At 69.3% G+C, this 25,612-nt stretch carries 21 protein-coding genes; 10 read left to right on the forward strand and 11 right to left on the reverse strand.

The window, feature by feature from the left end:
* The first annotated feature begins 101 nt into the window (after positions 1 to 101).
* The 4 genes from QHF89_RS01495 to QHF89_RS01510 all read left to right on the forward strand — a co-directional run bounded on the left by QHF89_RS01495 (position 102) and on the right by QHF89_RS01510 (position 6,019).
* Entirely contained in the window at positions 102 to 1,550 is a 1,449-nt protein-coding gene (locus QHF89_RS01495; protein WP_136965287.1) for an MFS transporter, read from the forward strand.
* A 155-nt stretch (positions 1,551 to 1,705) separates the two neighbouring features.
* Positions 1,706 to 2,806 (forward strand): hypothetical protein, encoded by a 1,101-nt coding sequence (locus tag QHF89_RS01500; RefSeq protein ID WP_136965288.1) that lies wholly within the window; start codon positions 1,706 to 1,708, stop codon positions 2,804 to 2,806.
* Positions 2,807 to 3,127: 321 nt separating this feature from the next.
* Complete coding sequence (locus tag QHF89_RS01505; protein ID WP_136965289.1) at positions 3,128 to 4,552, forward strand: hypothetical protein; 1,425 nt, start codon at positions 3,128 to 3,130, stop codon at positions 4,550 to 4,552.
* A 51-nt stretch (positions 4,553 to 4,603) separates the two neighbouring features.
* Positions 4,604 to 6,019, forward strand: a complete 1,416-nt coding sequence (locus tag QHF89_RS01510) for a serine/threonine-protein kinase (RefSeq protein WP_136965290.1) — start codon at positions 4,604 to 4,606, stop codon at positions 6,017 to 6,019.
* 6 nt (positions 6,020 to 6,025) lie between these two features.
* Here the strand turns inward: QHF89_RS01510 and QHF89_RS01515 are convergent, their stop codons facing one another.
* Positions 6,026 to 6,604 (reverse strand): hypothetical protein, encoded by a 579-nt coding sequence (locus tag QHF89_RS01515; protein WP_136965291.1) that lies wholly within the window; start codon positions 6,602 to 6,604, stop codon positions 6,026 to 6,028.
* Positions 6,605 to 6,694: 90 nt separating this feature from the next.
* Here QHF89_RS01515 and priA point away from each other — a divergent pair, with 90 nt between their 5' ends.
* The gene (priA, locus tag QHF89_RS01520) at positions 6,695 to 8,965 is read left to right on the forward strand and encodes a replication restart helicase PriA (protein ID WP_136965292.1); all 2,271 of its coding nucleotides are present in this window, start codon (positions 6,695 to 6,697) and stop codon (positions 8,963 to 8,965) included.
* Here the strand turns inward: priA and QHF89_RS01525 are convergent, their stop codons facing one another.
* Entirely contained in the window at positions 8,966 to 11,185 is a 2,220-nt protein-coding gene (locus QHF89_RS01525; protein WP_284719894.1) for an OmpA family protein, read from the reverse strand.
* A gap of 88 nt (positions 11,186 to 11,273) precedes the next feature.
* On the opposite strand from QHF89_RS01525, the gene QHF89_RS01530 reads away from it, so the two are divergent.
* Positions 11,274 to 12,491, forward strand: coding sequence for a PAS domain S-box protein (locus QHF89_RS01530; protein WP_136965294.1), 1,218 nt, complete (start codon positions 11,274 to 11,276; stop codon positions 12,489 to 12,491).
* 120 nt (positions 12,492 to 12,611) lie between these two features.
* Here the strand turns inward: QHF89_RS01530 and QHF89_RS01535 are convergent, their stop codons facing one another.
* From QHF89_RS01535 to QHF89_RS01545, 3 genes are read right to left on the reverse strand one after another with little or no spacing between them, the layout of a single operon-like run.
* Positions 12,612 to 13,262 (reverse strand): LolA family protein, encoded by a 651-nt coding sequence (locus QHF89_RS01535; protein ID WP_136965295.1) that lies wholly within the window; start codon positions 13,260 to 13,262, stop codon positions 12,612 to 12,614.
* Positions 13,262 to 14,728, reverse strand: a complete 1,467-nt coding sequence (locus tag QHF89_RS01540) for a C45 family autoproteolytic acyltransferase/hydrolase (protein WP_136965296.1) — start codon at positions 14,726 to 14,728, stop codon at positions 13,262 to 13,264. The genes QHF89_RS01535 and QHF89_RS01540 overlap by 1 nt, the downstream gene beginning before the upstream one ends.
* A gap of 11 nt (positions 14,729 to 14,739) precedes the next feature.
* Positions 14,740 to 15,522, reverse strand: a complete 783-nt coding sequence (locus QHF89_RS01545; RefSeq protein ID WP_136965297.1) for a glycosyltransferase family 2 protein — start codon at positions 15,520 to 15,522, stop codon at positions 14,740 to 14,742.
* Positions 15,523 to 15,618: 96 nt separating this feature from the next.
* On the opposite strand from QHF89_RS01545, the gene QHF89_RS01550 reads away from it, so the two are divergent.
* A complete protein-coding gene (locus QHF89_RS01550) occupies positions 15,619 to 16,224 on the forward strand; it encodes a 5-formyltetrahydrofolate cyclo-ligase (protein WP_136965298.1) in 606 nt (201 codons plus the stop codon).
* Between the two features lie 155 nt (positions 16,225 to 16,379).
* Complete coding sequence (locus QHF89_RS01555) at positions 16,380 to 17,927, forward strand: FG-GAP repeat protein (protein WP_284719895.1); 1,548 nt, start codon at positions 16,380 to 16,382, stop codon at positions 17,925 to 17,927.
* Here QHF89_RS01555 and QHF89_RS01560 read toward each other — a convergent pair.
* The gene (locus tag QHF89_RS01560) at positions 17,872 to 18,201 is read right to left on the reverse strand and encodes a PilZ domain-containing protein (protein ID WP_136927513.1); all 330 of its coding nucleotides are present in this window, start codon (positions 18,199 to 18,201) and stop codon (positions 17,872 to 17,874) included. The two genes, QHF89_RS01555 and QHF89_RS01560, sit on opposite strands and share 56 nt — an antisense overlap.
* Positions 18,202 to 18,459: 258 nt before the next feature.
* On the opposite strand from QHF89_RS01560, the gene QHF89_RS01565 reads away from it, so the two are divergent.
* Positions 18,460 to 18,636 carry a hypothetical protein gene (locus tag QHF89_RS01565; RefSeq protein WP_170228834.1) on the forward strand — a complete coding sequence of 59 codons (177 nt, stop codon included), beginning with the start codon at positions 18,460 to 18,462 and terminating at the stop codon, positions 18,634 to 18,636.
* A gap of 10 nt (positions 18,637 to 18,646) precedes the next feature.
* Here the strand turns inward: QHF89_RS01565 and QHF89_RS01570 are convergent, their stop codons facing one another.
* The 5 genes from QHF89_RS01570 to QHF89_RS01590 all read right to left on the reverse strand — a co-directional run bounded on the left by QHF89_RS01570 (position 18,647) and on the right by QHF89_RS01590 (position 23,952).
* Positions 18,647 to 19,720 carry a hypothetical protein gene (locus tag QHF89_RS01570; RefSeq protein WP_284719896.1) on the reverse strand — a complete coding sequence of 358 codons (1,074 nt, stop codon included), beginning with the start codon at positions 19,718 to 19,720 and terminating at the stop codon, positions 18,647 to 18,649.
* Complete coding sequence (tyrS, locus tag QHF89_RS01575; protein ID WP_136965494.1) at positions 19,668 to 20,894, reverse strand: tyrosine--tRNA ligase; 1,227 nt, start codon at positions 20,892 to 20,894, stop codon at positions 19,668 to 19,670. Before tyrS ends, QHF89_RS01570 begins: the two co-directional genes overlap by 53 nt.
* Positions 20,895 to 20,982: 88 nt before the next feature.
* A complete protein-coding gene (locus QHF89_RS01580) occupies positions 20,983 to 21,333 on the reverse strand; it encodes an HU family DNA-binding protein (RefSeq protein ID WP_136965301.1) in 351 nt (116 codons plus the stop codon).
* Between the two features lie 129 nt (positions 21,334 to 21,462).
* Positions 21,463 to 23,583, reverse strand: a complete 2,121-nt coding sequence (locus QHF89_RS01585; protein ID WP_284719898.1) for a hypothetical protein — start codon at positions 23,581 to 23,583, stop codon at positions 21,463 to 21,465.
* A gap of 9 nt (positions 23,584 to 23,592) precedes the next feature.
* Entirely contained in the window at positions 23,593 to 23,952 is a 360-nt protein-coding gene (locus QHF89_RS01590) for a hypothetical protein (protein WP_136965302.1), read from the reverse strand.
* A 268-nt stretch (positions 23,953 to 24,220) separates the two neighbouring features.
* Here QHF89_RS01590 and QHF89_RS01595 point away from each other — a divergent pair, with 268 nt between their 5' ends.
* Positions 24,221 to 25,612, forward strand: a complete 1,392-nt coding sequence (locus QHF89_RS01595; protein WP_284719899.1) for a hypothetical protein — start codon at positions 24,221 to 24,223, stop codon at positions 25,610 to 25,612.

Consider the following 25,612-nt stretch of genomic DNA (forward strand, 5'->3'; position numbering starts at 1 on the left):
CGTGGTGTCGGGGACGGCGCAGAGTTGCAGGCGTTTCGCGGAGCCGCAACGTGGCTTTACGCGTGCGGTCTTGGGGAAGGCTCGGGTAGGATGCGTGCGTCATGCCCGACTGGCTCAAGAACCTCCTGCCGATCGTGCTCTTGCTCGCGGCGATCGCCGTGGTCGTCAGCCGCTTGCCGAAGATCGACGTCGGCCACTCCGAGGCCTTCAAACGAAGGCGTTTCTTGAACTGGTTCCCCCTCGGGCTCACGTACGCGCTGCTCTACTTCGGTCGCTACAATCTCTCGGCGAACGCGTCGCTCCTGGAGAAGATCGGGCTCCTGACGAAGCAGGAGTACGGCGACATCGACGGCGTAGGCTCCATCCTTTACGGCGTGGCCTTCCTTCTCAACGGCCCGCTCACGGATCGATGGGGCGGCCGCGCGACGATCCTCATCGCGGCTGGCGGCTCAGCGCTCATGAACGCGCTGCTCGGCGTGGTCACGATGCGGGCGCAGGCGGGCCAGATGGAGCATGGGTCCGTCGTCACCGCGATGACCGTGCTCTTCGCGGCGAACATGTATTTCCAGAGCTTCGGCGCTGTCTCGATCGTCAAGGTCAATGCGCCCTGGTTCCACGTCCGCGAGCGCGGCGTGCTCGGCGGCGTCTTCGGCATCCTGATCTCGCTCGGCCTCTACTTCGCCTACGACTGGAGCCGCTTCATCGCGAAGGGCATGGGCATGACCGCGGCGTTCATGATCCCGGCGGGCCTGCTCGTCGGATTCTTGATCCTCGACGCCTTCATGATCCGCGATACGCCCGGACAAGCAGGTTTTGCCGATTTCGATACGGCCGACGCGTCGAGCGGCGACACGGGCGAGCAGGTCGGGCTCGCCGAGGTCGCGCGGAAGATGTTTTCCCAGAAGGTCATCTGGATCATCATCGCGATCGAGTTTTGCAGCGGCTTCCTCCGCAACGCCGTCATGAAATGGTACCTCGTCTTCGCCGACAAGACGGGATTCAAGGACGGGTTCGTCTCGGAGAACTGGGGCGTCTTGCTCTGCGTGGCCGGGATCCTCGGCGGCATCTTCGCGGGCCTCATCTCCGACCACGTCTTCGACTCGCGGCGCGGCCCGGTCGCGTCGGTCCTTTATGCGGGCCTGCTCGGGGGCACGGCCGTCACGCTCGTCGTGCTCGGCAGCCCCATCACGGGCTGGGCCGTGGTTTTCATGTCGCTCTGCGTGATCGGCGTGCACGGCATGCTCTCCGGCACCGCGAGCATGGACTTCGGCGGCAAGAAGAACGCGGGCGTGGCGACGGGCATCATCGACGGATTCGTGTATCTCGGCACGGGCTTCCAGTCGCTCCTTTATGCCCGCATCCTGCCTTCGGGCGACGCCGCGAAGGATCCGGCGAACTGGAAGCCATGGCCGATCGCCATGCTCCCGGTCGCCGTCGTGGGCTTCCTTCTCGCCACGCGCGTGTGGAACGCCAAGCCCAAGGCCGCCGCCGGGGCGCCTGGCGCCGCCTCGAAAAAAGCCGAGTCCAAGCCGGAGACCGCGGCGGCTTGAGCGGATCGTGAGCGGTCGGGCCTCCGTGGGGCCGTCGCTACGGCCGGTGGACGGGTAGACACGGCCCCCGGGGACGGGATCCCGCGAGCACCGCAATTTCGCCGAAAACGAAGCCCGGCACGGATCCTGATAGTACCGTGCGCGGAGGCTTCGTCATGCGTCTCGGTTCCGCTCTCGCTGCTCTTCTGATCGTCGTGTCCGCCGTCGGTTGCTCGAAGCGCGAGGCCCTCGTCAAAATCCCCAGCGTCGAGCCCTCCGCCGTCGTCTCGCCCGCGCCCGCGCCCTCGGCGCCTGGTACCGAAAAAGCGCCCGGAATGCCGGGCGACATCGATCCCAGCCTCTTTGCACACGTTCTCGTCGAGCACGGGAAGACGTATGTCGTCCTCGACGCCAGCCCGGACGTCGATCGCTGGGCTCAGGGCGCGCCGACCCTCGTCTCCGACGAATCCCCCGTCGTCACGCGCCGCGAAATCGTGCCCACCACGCTCCCGGCGTCGCTCGTCCGGCGCATGGGGACACCGGTCCGCCTCTATGGCCCTCCGGGCGCCGTGTGCGAGGGCAAGCTCGGCCCGATCAGCCTGATCAGCCGGGTGGAGCCGGAGTACAACGTGCGTCAGCAATGGAAGGGCGAGGATTACGACGGGACGCCGATCCCGCCCGCGAATGCCGAGCAGATCGCCGAGGAGGCGTGGAGCATGGCCGAGGGCGGCCGTTCGCTCGTCGCGGAGCTCGGCGACGTGCAGGGCGATTGCAAGGACGCGATGTTCGCCCGGGATCGGGATCTCCCCCTGGCGCGCCCGTTCACGGTGAAGGACGCGCCGACCGCGCTCGCGACGCGCGCCGCGGCCGAGATGCGAAACCTCGCGGGGTATGCCGAGATCGACGAGGCGTACCAGGGCTCGGGCATCCAGACGCCCGACGTCCCCTGGGAGCAGCACAACGGCGCGACCCCCACCGTAAGGGTGTTTTCGGGCGAGGGCGCGACGTACGTGTGGCTCGACGCCGACGCCGGCGAGGTTTGCAGCGAGTTCCGCGGGAAACTCACGGCGCTCTGGAAGCTCGAAGGCGGGTCCACCAAGGACGCCCGATTCGTGAAGCTATACGAGGGCGCGGACGACTTCCTCCCGAGCACCCTCGTCCACCTCGATCGCGACGGATCGCCCTCGTTGCTCGGCTACCAATCGGTCCTTCGCAAGGGCCCGAGCGGCTTCGCGGTCCGCAGCGTCTCGGTCCCCTACTTCCTCTGCCCCTGCTGACGTCCGGCGAGCCTGCCCACGCCGCGCCTCCGCCCGTCCTTCTCGCCCCCCGCCCGCCCTCCCCTGGCTCGTCAGCATCGCGACGGCCCCCCTCGTCAAGACCGTAACGATCCCCCGCCCCCGCTCCCGACCCCGGCGCCGTTTTCGCGGCAAAACACGTGGATCGCGGCTCCTTCGAGCTAGGTACGGTTCCTGCCTTGGTTCTGTCGGTCCTCCTCCCCCTGTCATTGACGCCGGGGGCCAGGTGTGAGACGCAACCGAGTCCCTCGGGGCGTCGGCACCGGCGGCGAGGGCGCTCGGTAGATCGTGGAGAAGCACGGCATGAAGCATCGTCTCGGGATCGTCTTTGCCCTCGGCGTGGGGCTCTTCGGGCAGGCCTCGGCGCTGGCGCAGCCGGCACCGGCCGCGGGCGCGGATCAGGCCGACGCGCCCGCGCCGCCTCCCTCCCCGAACCCGGACGCGCCGCCGCCGCCTCCGCCTCCGGGGGAGCCGACCGGGACGCCCGAGCCGCCGCCGCCCGTCGCGCTCCCGCCTTATCTCACTGGCAACACCACGACCCCGCTCAACCCGCCGCCGCCTCCGCCGCCGGCCCCGGGTCAGGCGACGACGCTCACGCCGCCCGGGCCCGGCGCGGATGCGGGCGTGACGCCCAAGACGGCCCCGGCGCGCGTGCGGTGGCGCGGCACGAACTTCAACTTTGGTACGAACGCGACGACGACGGCGCTCGGGCTCGGTCGCGACAACATCGGCAGCGAGGGCGAGCAGGTCTCGATGGGCTTCGGCCTCGTGCTGAACTACTTCGTCCTCGAGCCGAAGCTCGCCGACGGCACGCCGCGCGGGTATTCGTTCCGCGTGCAGACGGCGCCCGGCTTCGACGTCGAGCTGACGAACAGCGATTTCACCTCGACGAAGCGCGAGCCGCTCTTCCGCGACCTGCCTATTCAGGGCATTTTCTCGAAGCCGCTCTGGAAGAGCGCGAACGAGGAATGGGGGCTCAGCATGGCGGCGAACGGCACCGTCCTTTTGCCGACGTCGAAGCTCTCGTACGATCGTGGGGTCTACGTGACGACCTCGCCGCGCGTGTCGCTCTTCGGGCAGATCCCGCTGCGGGGCAAGGACGCGGAGTTCTTGAAGAACTTCCTCGTCGGTGCGAGCGTGCGCTGGGATCACCAGTTCACGCGGGCGACGGTCCCGACGAACCCGGACATCCAGCGGCCGCGGCAGACGCTCCAGGGGACCGTGTCGATGTCGGACCAGCTCACGGGTGGCTCGATCGACACGAACAGCTTGCGCACCGGCGCGTTCCTCTTCTTCGATGAGAAGCTCTTCGACCACACGCTCTGGATTTTCGTGAGCGGCGGTCTCCAGTATTCGTTCCTCAACCAGCCCCAGGTGAGCGAGTGCGTGTCGATCTCGACGGGGTGCGTCGACCCGACCCGCGTCGAGAGCCCCACGACGACGCGGTACACGACGAGCTTCGGCGTTGGCGTGAGCTATTTCCCCGCCGCGGAGTGGGGTTTTTCGATCGATTACGGCAACGCCAGTACGCAGATTGGCCTCAACGGCAAGCGGCGCAATCCCTTGTATGGCCCCGACGCCACGCTCAGCGCGAGCCTCATTCTCTCGCTCGACGCCATTTACGAGCGCTTGACGGGTCCGGCGCGCGACGAGCCGTTCATCGTCTTCGGCAGCAACAAGAACACCCGCGGCGTGCCGCAGTCGGCCCGGCGCGAAGTCCTGTTCTAGTCCAGCGGTTTCTTGGCCCGTCCCCCGGCCCTCTGGCATGGGGGACGTGTCGTGACCGCCGCGCTCGCTGCCCAACCGACCCCTACGCCCCCGCCCTCCGCCGTTCCGTCCTCGCGCCGGAAGCAGCGCGCGAGCCGGCGGCTGCCCTGCAAGCTCGGCCCGTACACGCTCTTCGAGCGGATCGGCTACGGCGGCATGGCGAACGTGTATCTCGCCCGCCAGAAGATCGAGCGCGGCGGGCATCGCCTCTGCGTCATCAAGGAGGTCCTGCCCGAGCTCGCGCACGACGCGCGCATGGCGGAGATGCTCGCCGAGGAGGCCCGGATCACGAGCCTGCTCCGCCACAAAAACGTCGTCGAGGTCCACGAAATCGGGCGTGACGGCGAGAGCGTCTACCTCGCGATGGAGTACGTGGAGGGGTTCGATCTGCGCGAGCTCTTGCGTCGCGCCGCCGCGGCGCAGGTGCCCTTTCCGGTCGCATATTCGCTGATGCTCGTGGGCGACGTCCTGCGCGGCCTTGATTCCGCGCATCGATGGAAGGACGAGGCCGGCGCGCCGCTCGGGATCGTGCATCGCGATGTTTCGCCGGCGAACGTGCTCGTGAGCTTCGAGGGAGAGGTCAAGCTCTGCGATTTCGGGATCGCGCAGGCGGGCACGGTGAGCGGCGTGGACACGGCGTTCCAGGGCAAAGCCGGCTACATGAGCCCGGAGCAGGCGCGGGGCGAGGCGCTCACCGCGACCTCGGATGTCTTCGCGGTCGGCATCATTCTATGGGAGCTGCTCGCGGGGAGGCGTCTTTACAAGGCGCAGCCCGGGGAGACATTGCTTCAAGCTTCGCGCCGGGCGGAGATCCCGGAGCTGCCAAGCCGGGGTTTGCCTGAGGAGGACGAGCTCTTCGGCATCGTGCGGCGCGCGCTCGCGACGGAGACGGACGAGCGATATCCGACGGCCGCGGCGATGCTGCGCGACCTCGAAGCCTACGCCGCGAAGACGCGGATGCTGGCGAGCTCGATCCAGTTCGGCGCGTGGCTCACGCAGCATTTCGGCAAGGAAGTGATCTCCGAGCGGCGGGGGCGGCAGCGCGCGATCGAGGCGATCGAGCGCGGCCCGGTCGCGGTGATCACGCCGATCGGCAAGCGCGCGCGGCCGGCGAACGGCAATGCGGTCGAGAAAAACGCGAACCACACGCCGACGCCGCCCACGCAGCGCGTGGTGCCGCGAAAGGAATCGGTCGTGGAGGCCCCGCCGAGCGGCGTGCGGCAAACGCGGTCGCTCGATCCGGCGGAGCGGGAGAAGCGGCTCGCGAAGAAGCGGCGCAAGGCGCTGAAAGCGCAGGGGCAGAGCAGCGCGCCGGTGAAGGTCGCGCCGCGCGAGGCGTCGGAGGGCGGGTATGCCGGGGCGATTCTGCTGCTCGCGGCGGCGATGGTGGCGGGGCTCGTGATGCTCCAGCTCACGGCGGGCGGCTGACGCGGATCACTCGTCGTCGGGGAACAGGTCGCGGGCCCAGTCGCCGAGGGGATCGGGCCGGCCGAGCACACCGCGCGTGCCCAAGTGGACGTCTTTGTCGCTGAGCTCGCGCGGGACGGCGATGCAATGGCCGGCGCGGGCGTGCACCGCCGCGACCCGGCTGCTATCGCAGGAATAGACGCGCTCCTGGCATTGGCCACAGAAGCGTACCGACGCGTCCTCCGTCGGTTCGAGCGTTTCCCAGCGCGCAGGGCATACGAAGCTGAACCGGACGCGCGGTCGTTCGGCGCGGGCGTCGCCGCAGTTCAAAATCATGTCCCGGCAAAGGAGATTCCGCCAGTCGGGCGTCACCTTGCCCGACAGCTCGGCGAACCGCGCGCGGATGGCCGGATCCTCCGCGGCGCTTTCATGGAGCGCGACTTCGAGCCGCAACCACTCGGCGCGCTCCGGATCGATCTCTTCGAGCCGCGCTGCATACGCGAGGCGCATTCTGTCCGTGAGCGTGCCGTTCAGCGCGAATTTGAGCAGGTGTAGCTCCCTCGGATCGTTGAGATAATCGAAGAGGCTGGGCTTCTCCTGCGTCATGTCCCGAGGTTATCACGATCCGCGCGTGGACGGGCCCGCTCGTCCTCCTGGGTGCACGACCCCCGAAAACCTGATACCTCTCCGGCATCCATGCCCCTCCTCTGCGAGGTCGCCGTCCCCGTCCCGCTCGCTCGGGCCTTCTCCTACGAGGTCCCGCCTGCGCTCGCCGCCTCGGTTCGTCCGGGCGCGCGGGTGCTCGTCGAGTTCGGTCGAAAGAAGGTCCTCGGCGTGGTCCTCGCGACGTCCGAGGGCGCGGCGCCCGAGGGCGTGCGGCTCAAGCCCATCACGGCGGTCGTCGATCCCGAGCCGGTCCTGCCGCCGGAGCTGCTCTCGTTTTTGCGCGAGCTCTCGTCGTATTATTTCGCGCCGATCGGCGAGGTGCTCCGGCTCGCGCTGCCGGCCGTCGAGCGCGAGGACGTGCGCGCGCTCGAAGCGCAGGGCGAGCTGCCGGGCACGCTCTCGCGCGTGAAGCAGGTGGGCGGGCGCAAGATTGCGTATGCGCGGCCGACGGATGTGGTGGAGGAGCCGGGGGGGTTGCGCGGGCAGGCCGCGTCGGTGCTGGCGCTGTTGCGGTCGAACGGGGAGATGCCGATCGCGCGGCTCGAAGAGAAATTCGGCAATGCGCGGGCTGCGGTGAAGAAGCTCGCCTCGCTCGGGCTCGTGGTGACCGAGGAGCGGGAGCCGCCGCGGGATGCGTTTTTCGTGAGGCCCGAGCCACGCGACGAGCCGCCGGAGCTGAACGAGGCGCAAAGCGCAGCCGAGGCGCGCATCGAGGCGGCCCTCGAGGAAGCGAAGTCGTCGGCGTTTTTGCTTTTCGGCGTCACGGGGTCCGGGAAAACCGAGGTCTATCTGCGGGCGATCGCGGGCTGCCTCGCGCGGGGGCGGGGCGCGATCGTGATGGTGCCCGAAATCGCGCTCACCCCGCAGCTCGTGGCGCGGTTCCGGGCGCGGTTCGGCGATGATCTCGCCGTCTTGCACAGCGGTTTGTCGGAGGCGGACCGGCACGCGATGTGGAAACGCGTGCGGACGGGGGCGGTGCGCGTGGCGATCGGGGCGCGCTCCGCGATCTTCGCGCCCGTCGCGAACCTCGGGCTCATCCTCGTGGACGAGGAGCACGACGGCTCGTTCAAGCAGGAGGAGGGCGTGCGGTATCACGCCCGCGACATGGCCTTGCTGCGGGCGCACCGCGCCGCGGCCGTCGCCGTGCTCGGATCGGCGACGCCCTCGCTCGAATCGGTTCACCTCGTGCGCCAGGGCAAGCTCGCCGAATTGCGCCTGCCCGATCGCGCGCACCGGGAGGCGACGTTGCCCGAGGTGACGACCGTCGATCTGCGGCGGATCGGGCCGGGGGCGACGGGGAACAAGCTCATTTCGTTGCCGCTCCACCGCGCCATCGAAAAGACGCTCGCGGCGGGGGAGCAGGTGATCCTGTTCCTCAATCGCCGCGGGTTCGCGCCGAGCGTCGTGTGCGAATCGTGCGGGCACGTGGCGACGTGCCTCGCTTGCTCGGTGGCGCTCACGTTCCACCGGGCGCGGGGCGGGCGCATGCGGTGCCATTATTGCGACTGGGAAGGGCCGATGCCCGCGGCGTGCTCGGAATGCAGGGCGCCCTCGCTCGCGCTCGAAGGGCTCGGGACCGAGCGGCTGGAGGAGACGATCGCGGAGGCGTTCCCCACGGCGCGCGTCGCGCGGCTCGACCGGGACGTGGCCGACGGCGCAAAGGCGGAGGCGATCCTCGCGAAAATGCGGGCCGGCGAGATCGACGTGCTCGTGGGCACGCAAATGGTCACGAAGGGGCACGACCTCGGCAACGTGACGCTCGTCGGCGTGCTCAATGCGGACGCGGCGCTCTCGCTCCCGGATTTTCGGGCATCGGAGCGAGGGTTTCAGCTCCTCGTGCAGGTCGCGGGGCGCGCGGGGAGGCGGGATCGTCCAGGCCGGGTGATCATCCAGACGCGAAACCCCGAGCAGCCTGCGGTGCAATTCGCGAAGCGGCACGACGTGAACGCGTTCCTGGAGCACGAGCTCGCCGATCGGGCGGAGGTCGGGTATCCGCCCTTCTCGCGTTTGTCGCTCTTCCGGGTCGACGCGCTCGACGAGGAGGCGGCGCGGCGCGCGGCGGGCGTGATCGCGGCGCACGCGAAGACCTCACCGGAAGGACAATCGCGCGTGGTCGAGGTCCTCGGCCCCGCGGCGGCGCCGCTCGCGCGCCTGCGAGGCCGGTATCGATTCCGTGTTCTTTTGCGCTCCAAGGATCGCCGCGCGCTCCGGGCCGCGACCGCGGTGGCGGCGGCGGCGATCCCGGAGCTCGATCGGCGCGTCCGGGTCGTGGTGGACGTCGATCCCGTGGCGATGCTCTGATCAGGGGTTTCCGCCGGCCGCCTTCGCGTCCTCCTCGATGACGAGGTCGCGCACGGCGTCGTCGAGCTCGGCGCGGGCGATGGCCGCGTCGTCGCTGCGCTGGGTGATCTTCACGGCGAGCTCGTCGCCGGTCTTCGTCACGCTTTCGAGCCGCTCGAGCAGCATCTTGCGGAGCTTGTCGGCCTGGGGTGTCTTTTCGATCGCCTTCACGTTCTCGCGGAGCTCCACGGCGCGATCGGTCGCCTCCTGCCGCTTTTCGCGCAATCGACCGAGCTCGTCGCTCGCGGCGCCGAGGGCGCGGCGGAGCTCGACGATGCGGGCCATTCGTTTCTGCGTGCCCTCGGGGAGCGCCGAGCCTTTCAGGTAGAGCGCGAGCCGCTCGCCGTCGGCCGTGAGGACGAGCCATTGCCGCTCGACGGGGCGCGCCTCCTCGATGGCGATTTTCGTAGGCTTGTGCGGCGTGAGCGCGACGCGGATGAGGTAAGCGTCGGGTGTCTTTTCGGTGCCCTCGGGCAGGACGACCGGCTCGTAGCCGAATGTCCTCGGGTGCCGGAGCACGAGCGTGTTCGGCACGTTGTGGCCGGGTTCGACGTCGTAGGTGGTCACGAGCCGCTGCCGGTCCGTGACACGCAGGACGCCGCGCGCGAGGGCCACGATGCGCACGGGCTCGTCGAGCGAGATCCGGGCTTGCGAGACGCGCGTCGAATCGTCGATGGCGTAGGGAATGGTTGAGCGTTCGCCCGGGAGCAGGCGCGTGATCACGCCCTCGCCGACGAACGTGCCGCCCGAAAAAATCGAGACCGAGCCGGGTTGCAGGCCGATGTCGCTCTTGTTTTCGATCTCGGCCGCGCGGAAAGGATGCGTCGAGCTTTGCGGCGCCGCGGGGTCGGGGCGATAGAGGAGGACGTCGTCGCCGTTCATCGGACGATTGATGAGCGTGATCAGCGCCGACGACTTTTTCGCGAGGGTGACGGGATTCGCGATCTCGTACCGATAACTCCCGCTCGAAGCGTCGATGCGACCCGCGCCCTCGGGCACCCGCGCGAGCGCCTCCGTCGTGATGGGCGAGGTCGTCCTCGTGGGAGCGTTGTTCTCTTCGCGCCGGACGTGCTGGGTGATGTTGAACGCGACGCGCCGGTTTTTCGCGCGCCCCGGCTCCGTCGTATTGGCGTCGAGGGGCCGGTCCGCGGCGTAGGAGCGTAACGAGAGCCGGACGGAGGGGACGCCTCGCTTGACGAGCGCGGCCCGTACGGCCGAGGCGCGGCGCGTGGAGAGATCGGTCGCGTTCGGCTCGTCGGTCGAGGTGTGCCCCTCGATTTCGATGAGCGTGATCCACGGGTTTTCCAGGAGCACTTTGGCGACCTCGTCGAGGAGGGGCTGCGCCGTGGGCTTCAAGGTGTCCGAGCTCCGGTCGAAATGGAGTTGCTGGAGGATGTAGATTTCGCTGGCGGTGATGCGCACGTGCGAGGGGCAGCCGGCGTGCGCGGGATCGGTCTGCACGGTGCCGCGCTCGTTGGGACAAACGTCCTCGCCATCGGGGACGCCGTCCGCGTCCGTGTCGCGGGCGGCGACGTTCTCGGCGAGGACGGGGCCCACGGCGCCGCTCTGCGGGCCGTAAATGCCCTTGAGCTCGGGACGCTCGATCATCGTGGGCGAGCGGAGATCGGAGCTGTACGAGAGCGGCGCGCCCGTGGCGAGCGTGACGCGCACGTCGTTCCAGTCCTCGTCGCCGACGTTGTCGATGAGCGCCCAGGCTTGCAGGAGCGCGCGGCGGTCCTTTTGCTCCTTCGTCGGGAGAATGATGCGATACGTGGCTTTCCAGGCGGCCGTGGGGACGGCGTACGCAATGGAGACGGGGCGCGACGGGCGCGGGGAGAAGACGAGCTCGAGCTCGGTCGCCTCCTCGGGCGAGGCGCCGCGGCCCGATCGCGGCAAATGCGCGCTGACGGTCGAGGGCGTCTCGTTCGGGCCGAGCCCCTCCTCGACGACGACCACGCTCTTCAGGACGTCGTCGACTTCCCGCTCACGGAACCGGAGCGCGAGTTTGTCCGAGGACATCTCTCCGGTGCGCTCGAAGTAGCCGAGGCCATTCTGGTAGAGGACGACATGGCGTAAGCGCAGGCCCTTCGAGGGGCCGTGGGCGAGCGGCGTGGTGCAGGCCGAGAGAAGGAGAAGAGGGGCGAACAGGAGCGCCCGTAATGACAGCGAGGGAGCGCGCATGGGCAGGAAGCCTACTACGAATTCGAAGTCTTTCGGGATCAAAAGACGGTTTTCAAACGGAGCGGCCCGCCCTATAACCGCCCGGCTCATGCAGGATCCGCTGCCTCCCGCCGTGCTCGTCTCCCTGCGCTCCCGGCGTGAAGCTCTGCTGGAAGAGGCGCGCCGGGACCTCGAAGGCGCTGCTCAGCGAGGAGAGACGAACGCCCCCGGTTCGAGCCTCGTGGTGATCGTGGACGGAATGCTCCGCGCGTTTGAAGGCGGCGACCCGGAGGCCCTCGCCGCGTCGTTACGTGGATCTTTGGAAAGCATGGGGACCCCGCTCGATGGCGCGCTCTCTGCGCTCGGCGTGGTTCGACGCGCTTTCGTTCGTCACGTCGTCGCGTCGAGCGAGCCCGAGATCGCCGGCGCCGCGGCCGATTGCGTGGAGGAGGTCGCGGAGCGCGTGGCCGCGTCCCTCGCGAAGCAATCGGTCGAGGTCCTCGCGGAGACCCGCCGCACGCTCGCGCACGTGGAGTCGCATCACGAATGGCTCTTCAGCCATTTGCCGGCCATCATGCATTCGATCGATGCGCAAGGACGGCTCAGCGCCGTCAACGATCGATGGATCGAGGCGCTTGGGTACACGCGCGACGAGGTGATCGGGAAGCGCTCGACGGAGTTCTTGACGCCGGAGTCGGCTCGGTATGCGCGTGAAGTCGTCCTGCCCGCCTTTTTCAAGACGGGCCGATGCGACAACGTGCTGTATCAGTTCATCCGCAAGGATGGGTCGTTGCTCGACGTGATGCTGTCGGCGATCGTCGATCGGGACGAAGCAGGAAATGTGGTCCGGTCGCAGGCGGTGCTGACGGACGTGACCGAGCGGCTGGCGGCGGAGCGGGCGGCGCAGGCGGCAGTCGCGCAGGAGGAGACGATTCGCGCGCAGCGGGAGATGCTCCGGGAAATCTCCACGCCGCTCGTGCCGCTCGGCAATGGGGTCTTGCTGATGCCGCTCGTGGGGAACGTGGACCACGCGCGGGCCGAGCAAATGATGGCGGCGCTGCTCGACGGCGTGGTGACGCACGCGGCCGAGGTCGCCATTCTCGACGTGACGGGCGTGCCGTCGGTGGACGCGGCCGTCGCGGAGGCGCTCGTGGGCGTGACGAAGGCGGTGGGGCTGCTCGGCGCGCGGGTCGTGCTCACGGGCCTCGGGCCCTCCGCGGCCCGCACGCTGGTGGAGCTCCATTGGGAGCTCGGCAGCATCACGACAAAAGCGACATTGCGGGATGGACTCGCGGCGGCGCGGAAATTCGCGCGAGCAGGGTGCTGATAAACTTGCTGCGCGCCCTGGATCGTCGGTCGTCGTCCTCGGAATACTGGAGTATTCCTGCGTCCTCCTCCCTAGCTCCAGGGCGCTCGCTGCGTTTCTCAGCACCCTGCTGGGGGTTCGTCAGGGCTTCGGCGGCGTCATCTTCGCCGGGTCGACGGTGACGTCGCGCTTCAGCTTGCCGAAGCGAATGACGCTCTGGTCGCCGGTCTGCTCCTCGATCGTGACCTCGCTGATCGTCCACAGCTCGATGCCGAGGCGCATTTCGAGGCGCTTGACGTGTTTTTTCACGTCCTCGGCGCGGGGGACGGCGCGGAGGGTGATTCCGTCTTTTTTGCTGGGGATGCTGAGGTCGTAACGGCCGCGGAGTTTTTCCAGGTCGCCGCCCATCAAAATCAAGAGATCACCGAGCACCGCGCCGAACCTGCCCGCCGCGGCCTTGCCGACGCTCGCCGCGCCGCGCGGGGTCGCAAAGGAAAACCCCTCGGGGCCGACCCAGTACGTGACCGCGTCCGGGGGCAAGAGCTCCCAGCGCAATCGGTCGGGGCGAACCAGGGTCATCTCGCCGGCGCTCTTCACGGCCGTCGCGAGCAGGCCAATCGTGCGTTCTTGCTCGAAGGGACCGACGAGCGTCTTGAGATCCGCGCGCGCCTTCGTGATCCGGCCGAGGGCCTCGGAGACCTCGTCGGCATGGGCCACGGCGGGAAACGACGCGGCGGCGAGGAGCGCGCCCGAAGTGGCGAGGGCATTTCGCAAGAAATCACGTCGATCCATCAGAGCTCTCCATGATGCGGCTTGCCCGCCTTTTCCCAGGCTTCGTAGGCCGGGGACCGATACAGCGGGTCCTCGGGGGCGGTGACGAGCGGCTCGTCGTCCTTTGGTTCGTAGCCCGATTCGAGGAGCCGGGCGACGTCGAACCGCACGAAACGGCCGAGCAGGTGCGGGCCTTCGCTGACCCAGAGGACACGCGCCGTGGTGTCCATGACGACGGCGTGCGTGGCGATGAGCGCGTCGAGGGAGCGGCGATGGCCGATCGGGAGGTCCACCCCGCCGAGGCCTTTTTTGTCGCGCAGAACGCCCATCACGTGTTCGACGGACGCGGCCGGCGGGAGATTCTGAAGGAGCTCGTCGAGGCGCTCGCGGCGCGGGCGCGTGGACGTCGTGGTCTCGACGCGCTTGTTCGCAGGATCGTTCACGAGCGGGCCTTCGAGGTGGTTCGTGAGCGGGACCTTTCCGCGTCCACGACGGACGTGGATCGGCTCGCCCGGGGCACGCTCGACGATCGCGACATCGCCCTTGGCGTCGGTGAGCATGATCAGGTGCGAGACCATGGGCGACCGATCGCGGAGCAGGTCGATGGCCTCGGCGGTGGTGTGGGCGCGGCCGAGGAGGTCGCGCGTGGTGTGGACGACGGGCTCGCCGACGTTGCGAGGCTCGCGGGCGCGGGCGCCGTGGACGACGAGCGCGAGGCCCTCGGCGTTCATGCCGCTGACGGCGCCGATGAGGCCGGGCCAGGCGACGGAGGCGTACGGAATGCGGCCTTGCTCGCGGACGAGGAAGACGGCCTTGCCCGTGTCGAAGATGCTGCCGGCCTCGAAATCGAAATTGCGGGCGAGGACGGTGTGGCCGTCCTCGAAGGCGCCGTCGCCGAGGGCAAAGCTCGTGCAACCGATGAGCGGCGAATGCTCGAAGGAGAGGGCGATGTCGTAGAGGGAATGCAAAAAGACGAAGCGATGGTAGGTCGAGAGGAAGCCGTCGTACGGGTCGGGCGAGAAGCCGCGGGCCTGGGCGGCGATCTCGCGCCGGCGTTCGTCCTGCATTCCCTGGTCGACGTGGCGGAATTCGAGGCGGCTCAGGTCGACGAGCAGCCAGCGCAAGGGCGGGACGGGGACGTAATGGCTGAACTGGTCGTACAGCGTGCCCTCGTTCTCGACCATTTCGCGGTAGAGGAGACGCGAATGCTGGTGGCCGATCTCCTCGGGCGTGCCGGCGAGGCGGACTTCGAGGATCGCGCCGCGCTTTCGGGCATACGCAGGGCCGAGGACCCGCAGGCCGGGGCGCGCCTCCACGGCCTCGCCGGTCGTCTGGGCAAGGGCGGGGGGCTCGATCCGCGTGCCGGCGAGGATGGAGACGTGGGCGAGGCCCGGGACGACGACGAGGAGGACGAACGCCCAGAGGAGGCGCCGTTTCCAGCGCGCGCGCGGCCGCGGGGCGGGGGTCTTCGGGCCTTCTTCCGTCACGGCGCCTCGGATCAGAGCTCCCGGGCGCTCTCGCGCGGGGTGTCCCGCGAGGGCCGCGAAGGTTTGGCCGAGGGCACGGACGGGGTCACCGGGGGAATGGTGGCGGGGGCGAGCCTCGATTCGGCGAGGGTGCTGACGACGCGGAAGACGATACGCGCCGGGTCCCGCACGCTGTGGAAATGGGTGATGCGCTCGTGCTCCGGCGGATACACGACGTCCATGGGGACCTCGACGATCCGCACGCCCGCGGCAATGGCGCGGAGGATGATCTCGGCCTCGAACGCATACCCGTCGTCCAGCGCGCCGAGCGAGAGCGTGGTCTGGAGGGGATACCGGCGCAGGCCACATTGCGTGTCGGCGAGCGGGCGGCCGCTGAAGAGCGAGAGGAAAAAGTTCGAGATGCGGTTCGACATCTGGTTCGCGCGCGGCGCGCCGGCGCGGACGAGGTCACGCACGCCGAGCACGAGGGCGCGCGGGTCGGGGTCGACGAAGGCGATGCGGTGCGCCTCGGCCGGCGGATGCTGGGCGTCGGCGTCGAGCGTGACGGCGACGTCGAAGCCGCGCCGCAAGGCGTGCATCATGCCGGTGCGGAGGGCCGCGCCCTTGCCGCGATTGTTGGGGTGCGCGAGGACGGTGGCGCCGGCCGCGCGGGCGAGGTCGGCGGTGCCGTCGGTGGAGCCGTCGTCGACGACGAAGACCGCGGAGGGCTCGGGCCAGAGGGCGCGCGTGGCGCCGACGACCTCGGCGACGGTGCGGGCGGCCTGATAAGCGGGGATGATCGCGCAAGGACGCATCGGTTCGAGAACCGTTACCACGGCGAGCGCGTGTCGGGGAGCGCCGCGCAGGACACCGGCGTGCGCGCGGCGGACGTTCGGGGTAGGGTGGCGGCGATGGAAGACTTCGATCCCGAGGCGCTGCGGGAGCTGCGTTACCGCGCGAAGGGCGTGCTGCGGCAGCGGATGCGTGCGCTCCGGAACTCGATCCCGCGCGAGTCGTTGGCCGAGCGGTCGAGCAAAATTCGGGCGGGGCTGCTCGGGCGGCCGGAGGTCGCCGCGGCGCGGACCATCGCGCTTTTCTGGCCGATCGTGAAGCGCGGCGAGGTGGACCTCAGGCCGCTCGTCGCGGAGCTCGAGGGGCGGGGCGTGCGCGTGGCATTCCCCTCGATCCACCCGGAGACGCGGGTGATGACGTTCCGGGTCCCGGCCGACCCTGCGGCCATGGAGGAGCACGGGCTCGGCTTTCAGGAGCCGCTGCTCACGGATCCGGAGGCGCTGGAGGTCGACGTGGTGGTGGTGCCGGCGCTCGGGGTGGACGGGGAGGGGAATCGGATCGGGTATGGGGCGGGGTATTACGATCGAACCCTTCCACGGTTCTGCCCGCCGGGGGTCGCGATTGGCGTGGTGTACGATTTTCAGGTGTTATCGGAGGTGCCGGCGACGGAGGGGGACGTGCCGCTGCCGGTCGTGGTGACGGACGAGCGTGTGATCGAGGTCTGAGGCGCGGACGTCTCCGGCGGAAGGGGGGCGCGCGCCACGATCTTCGGTGAATCCGGCGAGTCGGGTGGTCACGCGCGCTGCGTGGTGTAAACCTAGCGCGTTTTGATTTCCAGGAATCACGCGCGGAGCGCCCGCGCGCGATGCGGGGGGAACACATGCGCATCAATTCTTCCGTGCTGTGCGGCGGGATCGTCCCGCTTTTGTGGCTCTGCGCCGGATGCGGGTCCGACGGGGCCGAGCGCACCGGAGTGTCGGTCGATTCGTTGGAATGGAAAGAGGGCGCCAAGCTCGTGGCGCCCGAAGGGACGAAAGAGGCGAACTTCGGCGTGTCGATCGCCATCGACGGAGATATCGCGATCGTCGGGGCGCACGCCGACGATGGGATCGCCGAGAACGCCGGCACCGCGCAGGTCTTCGTGCAAAAAGACGGCGTTTGGGTCCCGGAGCAGAAGCTCGTCGCCTCCGATGCAGAGGCGACGGATGGATTCGGCTACGCCGTGGCGATTTCGGGCGATATCGCGATCGTCGGCGCGCCCAACGAGACCGACCAGGCCGAAAACGCGGGCGCGGCGTACATCTTCGTGCGAGAAGGCGGCGTCTGGAAGGAGCAGCAGAAGCTCGTCTCACCCACCCCGGAGCTCATTGGCTCGTTCGGCACGTCGGTGGCGATTTCGGGCAACCTCGCGCTTGTCGGGGCGAGCCGCGAGGACGGGCTCGGCTTCGATTCCGGCGCGGCGTACATCTTCGTTCGGGACGCGTCCGGGAAGATGTGGGGCCTGCAAAAGAAGCTCTTGCCGGCGGACGGGACGCCGAGCCATTTCGGCTCGTCGGTCGCGCTCTCGGAGAACGCCGCGGTCGTCGGGGCGCCGCGGGACAACGCCGGGATGCCGGTCTCCGTCGGCGCGGCGTACGTGTTCGATCGATCGGAGGGCGCCTGGCCGCTCGAACAGAGGCTCGTGGCGGACGACGCGGCCGAGCAAGACTATTTCGGGCTCTCCGTGGCGATTTCGGGCGATACGGTGCTCGTGGGCGCGGCGGGGGACGACGACGTCGCCGAGGACGGCGGCGCGGCGTATGTCTTTTCGCGGGTGGACAAGGTGTGGGGCGCGCAGCAAAAGCTCGTCCCCTCCGAGGCGGAGAAATTCGGCAGGTTCGGAATGACGACGTCGGTCTCGGGCGACGTGGCGCTCGTGGGGACTTATCTCAGCGGGCCAAACGTCACGGGCGCTGGGTCGGCCTACGTCTTCGTGCGCGAGAGCGATGCATGGGCCCAGGATCGCCGGCTCCTCGCGGCGGACGGGGCCGACGGCGATTTCTTCGGCCTCGCGGTCGCGGTCTCCGAAGGCACGGCGGTCATCGGCGCGCCGGGCGACGATAACGGCAACGGTGAGAATGCCGGCTCGGTGTACACGTTCACAGCGCTGGTCGCCTCCGGGACGAACGGCGCCGGTGGATTCGACGGCGTCGGCGGTGCGGGCGGCGCGGGCGCAGATCCGAACCAGGCGACCATCGGCGACGACGGCGCGATGATGACGGGCGGATGCGGCGCGTGCACCGCCGTGGGCGGGGGCGAGGAGACGCGCGGGCTGATGGCGGCGATGGTGGCGCTCGGAATGGCGTTTTCCGTCGGGCGGCGGCGCTCGCGCCTCAATGCAAGGGGTCGCCGAGGATCTTCTTCCGATCGAGCTGCTCGGCGAGGGTGAGCCGGTCGGCGTCGTTCATCGATACGAACCGAATCGCCTGCAGCCGGTCCTTCGCCCATATCGGGCGGCCGCGCAGGCGAATCGGTCGGCCTGCGCCGACGTCCAGCTCGAACGCGGTGATCATGCTGAGCTCCCGATCTACGAGGGTCCGCGGCGTTTCGAAGACGAGCCCGCTCACCGAGAGGTCGACGGCGCGGCACGTGTGGCGATGCCCATCCACGATGGCAACCAAGGGATAGTCGCAGAGCGCGCGAGGGCCGATCCGTCTTTCCATGAAGGTCCATCTGCCGCGGTACGTGGAAAAGATGGACCGGGCCAACTTTTTGCCGTCGGCCGAGCGCGGGCTAGAGCGCCGACCCGTTCGGCGCTCTGCGAGATCGCGAAGCGAGCTCGCCTCGTGGGGGTGAATCGACCGGGCTTTGCCCGGGCGAGAGGGGGACGCGAGGCGTCCCCCTCGGGACAAAAGAGCTAGAACATCGAGCGGTTGTCAAACCGATCGATGTTCTAGGATCGGCGTCGAGGAGGATCCGGAATGCCCACATGCCGGGAGTGCGAGAACGAGGTCGACGAGCTGAAGACGGTGAAGGTCGGGACCAAGAAGAAGAAGATGTGCGAGGACTGCGCCGATCGCGTTGCCCAGGAAGGCGCGATCGCCGAGGAGAGCGAGGCCGTCGTGCAAGGGATGATGGGCTTCAAGGGGCGGCGGTAAGCGCCGCGCCTCATCGCATGATTTGATCGATCTCGTTCGAGGTCGCGTCCGCGAGCCCCTTCGCGAGCTTCTTCGGATCGAGCTCGACCGCGATCGCGACGGCGTCGGGCGCGTGCGTCGGCAGCGGCGCCGTCACGGGGGCGTCGAGGCCGAGCAGGTGGCCAAACGAGCCCTGCGCGAGGTCCTTCCACGACGCCGCGAGCTCCTCGGAGGCCGCCTCGCCGGTGCGGGAGAAGTCTCCGGCCACGGCGATGGAGAGCAAGATGCCCTCACGTGCGCTCGGCCTCGCCGCCGCGCCGATCGCCGTGGCGGCGGCGAGTAGGCCCCGCGCGCCCCGCGCGAGCTCGCCCTCGAACGGACCGAGCGCGAACGCGCGGGCAGGCGCCGGGCCGAGGCGCTCGGCGAGCGCGCGCAAGGACGGGTCGGCGAAGGCGCGTGTGGCGCGGGAGAGGGCGCCGCGCGCGAAGAGGGCGGCGATGCGGCAAGGGCCGCGCGGGATCGAGCCCGCTTGCTGGAAGCAGACGACGTCGGAGCCGATCGCGGCGAAGGCGTGCGCGCCTCGGCCGATCTTGCCGGAGACGCGGACGAGGTCGTGGCGGTCGACGGCGCGCGTCGTGTCGGTGCTCAGGCGGTCGCGGAAGGCGCGCTCGACGGCGCGCGGGTCGCTCGTGTGGCGGAGGAGCTCGACGGTCGCGTCGCCCTCGTTCGTCGTGTAGGACGCGACGACGGCCTCGGGCGTCCGGCGGAGATCCACGGCGGTGCCTTTCGCGAAGCGGTCGAAGCGCGCCTCGGAGATGACGGCGCCGACGAAGGGGACGAGCCACGGGATCGAGGTGATCTCGTGGGGATGCACGAGCACGACCCAGCGCAGGCCCGCGAGGGGCAAGAGCCCGTCGAGCGAGGGGACGGCGAGCGGCGGCTCGGGCGTGGCGGGCTTCGTGACGGGCGCGGGCGCGCCGCAGCCGGCGGCGGCGGAGGCGAGCGCGGCGAGCGTGGCGGCGAGGAAGGCGCGCCGGCCCGGATCCGTGGCGTCAGCCGACGACGAGGTGCGCGAACTTGCGGTTCTTCGATCCGACGCGGACAAGATACCTCCGGCCCCGCTCGAGCTTCTGTTGCTCGTCGCGCACGACCTCGCCGTCGAGGTGGACGGCGCCGCTCTTCACGAGCCGGAGCCCCTCGTTCGTCGACTTCACGAGGCCAGCCAGCGACAAGGCCTTGGCGATCCAGAGCGACTCGGCCTCGGCGGCCACCTTGATCTCTTCGATGTCGTCGGGCACGCCGCCTGCGGCCACGCTGCGGCGCCGTTCGAGCGCGGCGTCGGCGGCCGCGGCGTCGTGGAAGCGCGTCACGATCTCCTTCGCGAAGATCTCCTTCACCTCGACGATGTTGCGCCCTGCGCGCGTTTCCTCGCGCAGCGCGGCGATCTCCTCGTTCGATTTCGACGAGAGCAGCTCCATGTAGCGCCAGATCACCTGGTCATCGACGAGCATGAGCTTTTGCAGCATCTCGAAGGGCGGCTCGCTCACGCCGACGTAGTTGTTCGCGCTCTTCGACATCTTCAGGCCGACGACCTTGCCGCTCTCGACGCGCGCGTTCGTGCCTTCGAGGATCGGCGTGGTCATCACGATCTGCGCGCGCTTGCCATAACGCGGCATAAGGTCGCGGCCGACGAGCAGGTTGAAGAGCTGGTCGGTGCCGCCGAGCTCGACGTCGTTCTCCAGCACGACGGAGTCGTAGGCCTGGAGCAGCGGGTAGAGGAACTCGTGGATGTGGATCGGCACGTTCCCGTCGAAGCGCTTCGAGAAATCGTCGCGCTCGAGCATACGCGCGACGGTGTACTTCGCGCCGAGCTCGACGATCTCGAAGGGCGAGAGCTTGCCGAGCCACTCGGAGTTGTAGCGGACCTCGGTCTTGTCCTTGTCGAGGATCTTGAAGGCTTGCGCCTGGTAGGTCTCGGCGGCGGCGCGCACTTCTTCGCGCGTCAGGCGTGGGCGGGACTCGCTCTTGCCCGTGGGATCACCGACCATCGCGGTGAAGTCGCCGACGAGGAAGATGACCTGGTGCCCGAGCTCCTGGAACTGCCGCATCTTCTGCATGAGCACGGTGTGCCCGAGGTGCAGGTCGGGACGCGTGGGATCGAAGCCGGCCTTGATGCGCAGGGGCCGGCCTTCCTTCAGGCGCTCTTCGAGTTCGGCGCGGACGTGGAAGTCCACGACGCCCCGGCACAACTCCTCCAGTTGACGCTCGGCGGAAAGCATGGGGCGAACTTTGCCGGACGGCGCGCCGGGCGCAAGCGTCACGCGGCCGAAGAGGCTCTTCGCGAGGCGCTTCACCCGGGCGGGGCGATCATTCGTCCTCGTCGATGTCGTCGTCGTCGTCGTCGTCCTCGTCGTCCTTGCCGCCGGTGATCGCGAAGGCGCGGCTCTGGTTGACGAGTTCCTTCAGCTCTTTGCCGACCTTGAAGAAGGGCAGGCGCTTGGCGGGCACTGGGACGGGCTGGCCCGTGCGCGGGTTTCGGCCGCTGTAGGGTTTGTACGGGCGGACGGTGAAGCTTCCGAAGCCACGGATCTCGATGCCTTCGCCGCGCTGGAGCGCCTCGGTCATCGCATCGAAGATGCAGTTGACCACAAGCTCCGCGCGCGCCTTGGTGAGCTCGCCACGGCCCGCGATCGCGTCGATGAGCTCGCTCTTCGTCATGGAACACCCCTCGGCGGCCGTCACGCCGCCCCCCGTCCCTACGCCCCCCCAACCTCGTGTGACGCCTGGACGGATACGACTTACGATTCCAGGAACTTAGGACACCCCTCGCATTCTGGACGCCCAGCGTCAACGACTTTCGTCCTCCAAGAAATCCAACCTGTCCAGCGCAACCCGCGAACCCGCGGGCTGCGGGCCGAGGCGGACGGTGAGCGCGATGGAGCGAGCGGCGCGCGGGATCGGGAAGGCCGGGAGCGTGACGCAGGGCGAATGCGGGGCCGCGGCGGGGGCGAATTCGTGGGTGTGCAAAGGGTCTCCGTCGACGACGAGCGAGACGGTGACGGAGGCGGCGCCGAGGACGGCGAGGCGCGGCGCGACGCGGCGGCCGGCGAGGAAGGGGGCGGGGAGGGCGAGGGAGACAGCGCCGCTCTTCGCGGGATCGGCGGGCGTGACGGAGAGCCAGCGGCGCGCGGAGGCGCAGGCGTCGGTGGCCCAGGCGGGCAAGGCCCAGGCGTCCTGTTGCGCGAGCGCGGGCCAGAGGTTCTCTCCTTCGAGGGCGAGGGGTGCTTGGAGATCCAACGAGTACGGGACGAGGTGCGGCGGCGCGGGGGGCGCCTCGCCGTCGGGCGGGATCGGGAAGAGGTAGCGATACGCGGGGGGCCGTCCGTGCGCCTCCCAGGCGAAGCGGTCGAGGGCGTCGCCGCGGTACCGGGCGATCGGTCGTCCGTTCGAGGTCCAAGGATCGTAGGCGAGGTTGAAGCCGTGATCGGTGTCGACGAACACGAGCGCACGTGCGGGGAGGCTCGCGAGGCGGGCCGGCTCGAACATCGGGAGGCCGGCTTCACGATCGCGCAGCAAGGCGTGATCGAAGCCGGCGCGGAAGGCGAAGCCGAGCGGGACGAGCGCGACGAGGGCGGCGATGCGGCGTGACGCGCCGCGGAGGTCTTGGGCGCGCGCGGTGAGTTGGGCGGCGGCGAGCGCGGCGAGGATGTGTTCGAGCGGCAGGACGTCGGCGTAGAAGCGCGCGCCGCCGCCGGGGTAATTGCCGTCGAAGTAGAAGGGGACGTACGCGGCGATCTGGAGGGCGACGGCGATCGGGAGCAGGCGCGCGCGGGGGAGGCGCGCGGCGAGGATCCCGCCGAGGAGGACGAGGAGCGTGAAGGGCTCGGCGTTGCCGGCGTCGACGAGGTGTTGCTTGAGGCGGCGGAGCGTGGTCGCGGCGGCGGCGTAAGCGCCGTAGCCGTGCGGGAGGTTGTGCTGGACGAAGTCGCCGTGCTCGCCGAGGCAACCGATCGAGGCGCCGAAGCCGTACCGAAAGCAGCCGGGCGGGCCGTCGTAGAGGGCGTAATAGAGGCGCTGCGACGAGGTGAAGAGCTCGCCGGTGGCCGCATGTTGGTGGGCGAGGAGCAAGCCGAGGCCAGGGAGCGCGCCGAGGGCGAGGAGCGCGAGGGCGGTGAGGCGCGCGCTGCGGGGCGCGCGTGCCGAGGCAAAGCGTGTCGTGACGACGAGGAAGGCGAGCGCGAGGAGGAGGGCGAGCGCGGAGGGAGGGCGCGTTGCGGCGAGCCAGCCTGCGAACAAGCCTGCGCCGAGCGAGGGGAGAAGGGCGCGCTCTCCAGCTTCGAGCGCACGCACGGCCGAGAGCGCGAGGGCGAGCGCGCCCGTGAAGCAGAGCGCGGCGAGGCCGTGCGACATGGTGTCGGCGGTGTGGTAGCGGAGCGCGGCGCAGAGGACGGAGAAGAGGGTCGCGAGGCGCGGGATCGAGACGCGATCGGCGGCGGGCGTGTTTGCGGGGAGGGCCCGCTCGGCGAGGGCGTAGGTGGCGATCGTGAGGGCCGCGGCGAGGAGCGGGCCGATCACGAGGGGCGCGTGGGCGAGGAAGCCGAGCGCGAGGAGCGCGGGGTACCCGGGCGGAAAGAGGACGGCGGCGGTGGGCCCGTCGGGGCCGTCCGTGCGCACGAGGAAGCGGCCGAGCGTGGAGGCGACGGGCTCGTCGAGCGGGAAGGCGAGGTGGCCGGCCGCGAGGGCGCGCGCTTCGAGGAAGTAACTGGTGGCGTCGATGATGCGAGGTCCGCCGCGGAGGTAGAGCGCGACGTACGCGGCGGAGAGGGCGGCGGCGGAGAGGGCGGCGAGGGCGAGGAAGAGGCGGGATTTGGTTGCAGGTCGAACGATGCGCGGGGCGAACGCGAGGGCGATCAGCGCGGCGAGGAGGGCGGCGAGCTGAGCGGGGTCACGGGGGAGGCCGAAGCGCACGGGGGGATGTCAAGGAGGAAGCGTGGGAGGTGTCCGGGAGCGGGTGGAGGGAGAGGGTACATCGGAAGCGGAAAGGGGGCCCTTGCGGAACGCCACGCCGCCCTTGCGGAACAGCACCCCGCCCTTGCGGAACAGCACCCCGTCCTTGCGGAACGCCACGCCGCCCTTGCGGAACGCCACCCCGCCCTTGCGGAACAGCACCCCGTCCTTGCGGAACGCCACGCCGCCCTTGCGGAACGCCACCCCGTCCTTGCGGAACGCCACGCCGCCCTTGCGGAACAGCACCCCGCCCTTGCGGAACAGCACCCCGTCCTTGCGGAACGCCACGCCGCCCTTGTGGAACGCCACGCCGCCCTTGCGGAACAGCATCCCGCCCTTCCGGAAAACGATCCCGCCCTCGCGGGGACGCGCCAAAGGCAGGCTCGGGCGTGTCGGGTAGCGCTTGGCGATGCGCCAAAGGCAGGCGCGGGCGCACCGACGGTTGGGTCGATCGTCGTCGCGGTGGTTATGGCCCGACTGGCTCTGCCGTTGTGGTCGAGCGTGCTCGCGCGGGGCGATCGTGCGGGCGGGGCTTCCGGGTTTCTCTTTGTCCGGCTGGTTGGCCGGGTGCTAGGCTCGCGGCGCGATGGTTGCGGCGTTGACCCGTGAAGAGGACGAGTTCCTTGGGGAGTTTTTTCGTGCCGTTGTGGACGACGAGCCACTTCTGCCGAACGACTCCCGCTATGTCCCCTTGTACGAGGGGGACGGCCTGCAGGAGGACGACCCGGTCGCGCTGCTGGCGACCGCCATTCGATACGCGAAACAGAGCGTCCAGCTCCTCGCCGGTTTTCGAGGCATCGGGAAGAGCACGGAACTCAGGCGGCTTCGGCAGACGCTGGAGACCATCGGGTACAAGATCATTCTCATCGACATCGAGGATTATGTGAATGCCTCGACCCCGGTCGACGTGAGCGATTTCTTGATGGCCGTGGCGGGCGCGTTCGGCGAGGCCGTGGTGGACGAGGCGTTGCTCGGGGAGAACGTCTTGAAGGAGAGCTACTGGGAGCGCGCGGTGGCGTTCATGCAGACGCGCGTGGAGCTCAAGGAGCTGTCCGGCGAATTCGGTGGGAGGGTGGGTGCCGGGACCGACGTCGAGGCGGCGAAGGTGAACGCGGAATTGGCCGCCAAGGTCGGCTTCAAGGCGAACCTGAAGGAAGACCCCACGTTCAAGAGTCGCCTCCAGGAAAAGATGGCCGGTCACCTGGGCGCGCTCACGGCCGACGTGCGCAAGTTCTTCGAGGACTGTCGCAAGGAATTCGTTACGAAGTATGGCCCCGACGTCAAGATTGTCGTGCTCGTGGATTCGGTGGAGCACATCCGCGGGACGTCGGTCAACGCGGGCGATGTGCAGGCCTCCATCGAGACGCTGTTCGCCACGCATCACGACAAGCTGAAGATCCCTGGCTATCACGTCGTGTATACGATCCCGCCGTTCTTGAAGGTGCGATATCCGAACCTCGGGAGTCTTTATGGCGTTGGCGCCGTGCAGATGTTCCCGGCGGTCAAGGTCAAGGACAAGCGCGACGGCGTGGTCACGATGGGGCTGGAGAGGCTGCGGACGGTTATCGAGAAGCGACAGCCGGCGGGGCGTCGCCTGCTCACGCCGGAGGAGGTCACTCGGATCATCGTCGAATCCGGCGGGCACCTGCGGGACTTGTTGCGGATCGTTGCGGAGGTGATCCGCAGGACGAGGACGTTGCCCGCGAGTTCGGCGGTGGTGACCAGCGCGCTCGATCAGCTCCGTACGGAGTCTTTGCCCATCGCGGAGGATGACGCCGTCTGGCTGGCGAAGGTCGCGAGGACGGGCGGAGCTGCGCTGGAGAGCCGAGAGGAGCTCGTGCATCTGGCGCGGTTCTTCGATACCAACATGGTGCTCTGTTATCGCAATGGGCCCGAGTGGTACGACGTGCATCCGCTCATCAAGAAGCACGTGATGGACCTCGCGAAGCAGGTGGAGGAGCGCGACAAGGCGCGGTCCTCGCAGGGTTGA

It is taken from the genome of Polyangium sorediatum, assembly GCF_029946465.1.
GTDB classification, from domain to species: domain Bacteria; phylum Myxococcota_A; class Polyangia; order Polyangiales; family Polyangiaceae; genus Polyangium; species Polyangium fumosum.